This window comes from Chelatococcus sambhunathii, assembly GCF_001418005.1.
Classification (GTDB): domain Bacteria; phylum Pseudomonadota; class Alphaproteobacteria; order Rhizobiales; family Beijerinckiaceae; genus Chelatococcus_A; species Chelatococcus_A sambhunathii.
The window spans coordinates 1-4,558 of the sequence record NZ_LIOL01000029.1 but is presented as its reverse complement, the minus strand read 5'-3'; the positions used below and the strand labels follow the sequence as shown (position 1 = coordinate 4,558).

Here is a 4,558-nt window from a genome sequence, read left to right as displayed (position 1 = left end):
CTGACCTCGAACGCGGTGCTGTCGTGGTGCGGCGAGGCCGGCATCGAGTGGCACTACATTGCGCCGGGCAAGCCGACGCAGAACGGCTACGTCGAGAGCTTCAACGGCCGCATGCGCGACGAGCTGTTGAACGAGACGCTGTTCATGACCCTCGACCAGGCACGTGAGACGATCGCCGCCTGGGCCGACGACTACAACACCGAGCGACCGCACTCATCGCTCGGCTACCAGGCCCCGGCCGTGCACGCGGCGGGGCTCATATTGGCCGCTTCGCGGCCGGTAGACAGCGTTGCCGAAGACGGCGACAACAACGGCCGGTCTCTGGTCGCGGCTGGATGAAAGCTGGGGGTCAGGTCAGTCGCGATATGCCGCTCCAGTGTCGCTGCGAAGGCTGCAGGTGACGATGACAGGCGCTTGCGCAGCAACTGGTGCACGAAGTGATCGACGGCCCGACCTCCATCAGCACCGCCTTCACGGCTCTTGATGTATGCTTCCAGCTGCCGCCTGGCGTCCCTCTCGTCCTCGCCATACTCCACCGGCAGCGCCTCGAGCCGCCGTTCGGGGTAAATGCGCTCGCCGTTCGCATCGACCAGATCGCTCTTCAGCCGACGGACCATCACTCGGGCGAGCTGAGGGTCGCTGGGGAGGACGTTTCTCGCGAACCGCTGATCATCGAGAAGTTCAAGGAGCGCGGTGAAGGACTCGGTGTAACCGTCGTGCGGCGTGGCTGTGAGAAACAGTTTGTGCTGGAAGTGTGGCGCGGCCAGACGAACCAGACGGGTCCTGAGGCTTTCGACAGCGTAGCGGCCGACGGTCGGCGCGACGTTGTGAGCCTCGTCGATGATCAGCAGGTCGAACTTCCTGGGATGGCTGACGTGCGGGGGCAATGCATCCCGCAGAAGACGCAAGCCTTCACCCTGCTTGGCCCAGTCCATCGACGTGATGAGACGAGGAAAAGACGTCCAAGGATTGGCGTGGAGACCTCGCTCACGGCGCAGACGCTTGACGTAGTCCGTATCGACGATCCGGAACTCGAGTCCGAACTTCTCCTGCATCTCGACGCGCCACTTTTCCTGCAACGAGGCAGGGCAGAGCACCAGGACCGTGCGGGCGCGGTGACGCAGGAGCATCTCCTGAACGACGAGCCCTGCCTCGATGGTTTTCCCGAGGCCGACGTCGTCGGCGATCAGAAGATTTGTGCGCGCCATGTCGATCGCGCGCACGAGCGGATCCAGCTGATAGTCCTCGATGCTGACACCGCTGCGGAATGGCGCCTGCAGATAGCCGCGATCCGCGTTCGTCGCTGCGCCCCAAACCACCGCATCCAAGAAGGCTTGAAGCGTGGAAGGGTCATCCAGTCCGGTCATGCGCGGCAGCCCGGCTCGCTCGATCACATGAGCTCCGGGCTCCAGCTCCCAGAGCACTTCGATCTCTTCACCCAGCGCATCCTCGTCGATCGAGGCCAGCCGAACGAGATGCCGCATAGGAAGTCCAGGGGCAACCGAACCGCCTTCGACCTCGGAGACGATCCATTGTCGGCGCCGAGCCTCGACCAGCTGGCCCGGCTCGGGCGCGGTGGCGTGGGCGACCTCGGCCACTAATTCATCTGCGATCATCGACATAGATGGGCCCTGTTCTTTCTGCGCGCGTCGACGAGTTCGGCGATGCGGTTCGCGGCTTGGGTGGCGTCTTCGTGTTCCCAGATCCGGACCGTCTCCCAACCGAGAGCAGTCAGCCGCCGATCGGTATCGGCATCCCTGGATCGATTGGTTTCGATCTTCTCCCGCCAGAAATCGGCGTTGCTCTTCGGCCAGGATGCGTGCTCGGGGCAGCCGTGCCAAAAGCATCCGTCGACGAACACGGCCAATCTCGCGCTGGGGAAAACGATATCAGCGACGCGCCTGGGCTTAGTCAGGAGCGGGACGTGGAGGCGATAACGCAACCCCTTGGCATGCAGAGCCCTGCGGAGGTCGATCTCCGCACGCGTGCCCTTCTGTCGCACGCGAGCCATGCGACGACTGGCGTCATGCGACGAGGGACTTACGCGCGTCATCCGCCACGGCTCCCTTCTTCTTTCTATTCGCCTTCTGGACCTCAATCCCCAGATGGGCGGTGATGCTCCGGCCGATCACCTCGCCCAGGGTGACCGGAACGGCGTTTCCAATCATCCGACCCAAGGCCTTGAAATGAACGGGAGCTCCGTCGGGTATGAAGGAATAGGACTTGGGGAAGCCCTGAAGAATTGCGCCTTCTCGCAGAGAGATGGCTCGGTCCTGCTCGGGGTGTCCGAACCGACCGTTCCCGAAGCCGTAGAACTGGGTGGTCAAGGTCGGAGCGGGCTCATCCCATACCATCCGGCCATAGACGCCCGGATAGGTACGGCCCGTCTCACGCCGGTGGCAGTTGGCAATGAGATGTTTTGGCCAGTCTCGCCATGTTCCACCCGGTCGAGAGGCGCGAATCCTTTGAAGATTTAGGTCTGAAAGCTTTGATGCGGCATGCAGCACATCCTTGGGATGGGCTTCGCCCTGAGCGATCGGCGCAAGGATGCCGATCGCCTCGCGAACGGTCTTCGGGCGATTGTGTGTTGGGGCGAGCAGCTCGATTGGTCCGAGCCGAGAGGCCAATAGCACCATGCGCCGACGGTTCTGCGGCAATCCGTAAAGGGAGCAATCGACTACCGCTTGGTGGACGTGGTAGCCTGATTTTTGAAGAGTCTCGACGAAGTCATCGAACACCGTGTGCTTGGCTACCGAAGGCACATTCTCCATAGTGACCAGGTCGGGGTGCGTGGCTTTGATCAGCCGCCCGAATTGGTAAAGAAGGCCCCAACGGGGGCTTCCAACGACATCGTAGCGCTGGGCGTAGGTGGAAAAGGGCTGGCAGGGGGCGCACCCGGCCAACACCCGGATTTCGGCGTCGCCGAACAACTCGTTGAGGCGCTTGGGAGCTAGGCGCCCCACGTCTTCGTTGATGAAGCGCGCTGCGTTGTTGGCTTCGAAGGGGTGGCGGCAGGCTTCATCGACGTCAATACCCGCGACGACTCTGACGCCCTCCGAGATCAGGCCATGCGTAAGCCCGCCGGCTCCACAGAACAAGTCGACGCACGCGACATCAGCCATCAGCTTTCTCTCCCCCCGCATTCGTCCCCTTCTGTGAATCGGCCTCGGCCGCCTCGCCTTCCTTTTGATCGTCCGATGCTTTCCCGTGCCTCACCCAGTCATCAACTTCGTCGGTTTTGAACTTCCAAAGCCTCCCGACTTTGTGGGCCGGCATGTCCTTCTTCGCGATCCAGCCGTAGACCGTGTCTTTGCTGACACCGAGATATTCAGCGATCTCCTCCACGGAGACCCAACGATCGGACATGGTGCGGCCCTTCATCAGCCAGCATGATTCAGGCATCGAGTATCTCACCGACACAAGTAGGAGTAAACCAAAAGAAGTCTGATTTGACCCGGTTTGCTCGTATTTGGTCCGATGCGCTGGTAGAGTGTCTCGGCTGATGATGACGGCCCCAGGCGCAGGTGAGGCCGCCGTCATCCAGCTATAGGTCAAGCGTCGGCTTCCTGAGCGTGGCCGCGGTCGGAGGTGCTGGAACGGATAATAGACTGCTCGTATTCCTCGACGTCGGACAGGCGATAGACCACCCGGCCGCCAACCTTGAGGAATTTCGGTCCCTCACCGGTCCAACGCCACCGCTCAAGTGTGCGATGGCTGATCCTCCAGCGAACTGCCAGTTCAAGTTGGTTCAAATGAGTTTCCTTCATTTCCGCTTCCTTTCGCTCCGGCCAGTTTGACTGCGACACGACGAAGGCGTGGGCGGAAAAGACTATCAAGGTAATACTGTCCGGAGCGCCAAACACCGGGCGCTGCGCTGCCTTGTCTTGAACAGAGAATTTCTGCGTTGGCGAAGATTCACTTAAAAATACGAAGGCGTTCTGGCGCGATTTGGGGCATACTTCGAGCGAGTTTGTCGAAGTGTCCTCTCCCTCCAAGATTTACGAAGCAATTCGCCACGATTCTCCTGGATTCACTCGTGAGCGCTATTGTTTGCACAAACCAGTCAGATTGTTGCGCAATGGTGAGCAGGGCTACGTGAAATGTCCGGATGAGCGCGGCTGGCCACTCGCGTTTGCGAACTGCGTAAAGCTGCGCATACGAGGAAATGCTTGGGAGTGGGCGGGAGTTGTGGGCGATTCGCCATGGCTTATCAGAGGGTTAGGCCGTAAACCCATAAACGGCTCTGGGTTCCCTGACGGTGGCAATTGTGATTCAAGCTCCTTTTCGGGAGCTTTGCGATGGGCCGCTACGATCTGACGGATTTCGAATGGGAGGCGATCCGGCCTCACCTTCCCAACAAGTCGCGGGGCGTGCCTCGCGTGGATGACCGGCGGGTTCTCAATGGCATCTTCTGGTGCCTGCGCTCGGGCGCGCCGTGGGCGGACATGCCGGCGCGCTACGGGCCGCCGACCACGATCTACAACCGCTTCAACCGATGGCGGAAGGCGGGCGTCTGGGATCGGCTCATGGACGCGATCACAAGGGCTTACGATGGTGA

Annotated in this window: 7 protein-coding genes; 2 read left to right on the top strand and 5 right to left on the bottom strand. The window is 61.1% G+C overall.

What is annotated here, in order from left to right:
• Positions 1-339: integrase core domain-containing protein (locus ASC46_RS20620; RefSeq protein WP_141659739.1), on the top strand; the 339-nt coding region annotated here is incomplete at its 5' end.
• Here ASC46_RS20620 and drmD read toward each other — a convergent pair.
• From drmD to ASC46_RS21810, 5 genes are read right to left on the bottom strand one after another with little or no spacing between them, the layout of a single operon-like run.
• Complete coding sequence (gene drmD, locus ASC46_RS21060) at positions 225-1,622, bottom strand: DISARM system SNF2-like helicase DrmD (protein WP_245280652.1); 1,398 nt, start codon at positions 1,620-1,622, stop codon at positions 225-227. The genes ASC46_RS20620 and drmD overlap by 115 nt on opposite strands.
• Positions 1,613-2,053: a very short patch repair endonuclease gene (locus ASC46_RS20610; RefSeq protein WP_055461149.1), complete on the bottom strand. Its 441-nt coding sequence runs from the start codon at positions 2,051-2,053 to the stop codon at positions 1,613-1,615. Before ASC46_RS20610 ends, drmD begins: the two co-directional genes overlap by 10 nt.
• Positions 2,025-3,122 (bottom strand): DNA cytosine methyltransferase, encoded by a 1,098-nt coding sequence (locus tag ASC46_RS20605; protein WP_055461148.1) that lies wholly within the window; start codon positions 3,120-3,122, stop codon positions 2,025-2,027. The genes ASC46_RS20610 and ASC46_RS20605 overlap by 29 nt, the downstream gene beginning before the upstream one ends.
• On the bottom strand, positions 3,115-3,555 hold the full coding sequence (locus ASC46_RS21815) for a helix-turn-helix domain-containing protein (protein ID WP_245280651.1): 441 nt from the start codon (positions 3,553-3,555) through the stop codon (positions 3,115-3,117). Before ASC46_RS21815 ends, ASC46_RS20605 begins: the two co-directional genes overlap by 8 nt.
• Positions 3,552-3,995: a helix-turn-helix transcriptional regulator gene (locus ASC46_RS21810; RefSeq protein WP_245280650.1), complete on the bottom strand. Its 444-nt coding sequence runs from the start codon at positions 3,993-3,995 to the stop codon at positions 3,552-3,554. Before ASC46_RS21810 ends, ASC46_RS21815 begins: the two co-directional genes overlap by 4 nt.
• Before the next feature lie 303 nt (positions 3,996-4,298).
• Here ASC46_RS21810 and ASC46_RS20590 point away from each other — a divergent pair.
• Positions 4,299-4,558 (top strand): IS5 family transposase (locus tag ASC46_RS20590; RefSeq protein ID WP_055461151.1); only part of this gene is annotated, 260 nt, incomplete at its 3' end.

Coding starts and splice junctions, on each gene's coding strand:
- drmD (WP_245280652.1), bottom strand. CDS start 1,622: ATGTCGATGATCGCAGATGAATTAGTGGCCGAGGTCGCCCACGCCACC.
- ASC46_RS20610 (WP_055461149.1), bottom strand. CDS start 2,053: ATGACGCGCGTAAGTCCCTCGTCGCATGACGCCAGTCGTCGCATGGCT.
- ASC46_RS20605 (WP_055461148.1), bottom strand. CDS start 3,122: ATGGCTGATGTCGCGTGCGTCGACTTGTTCTGTGGAGCCGGCGGGCTT.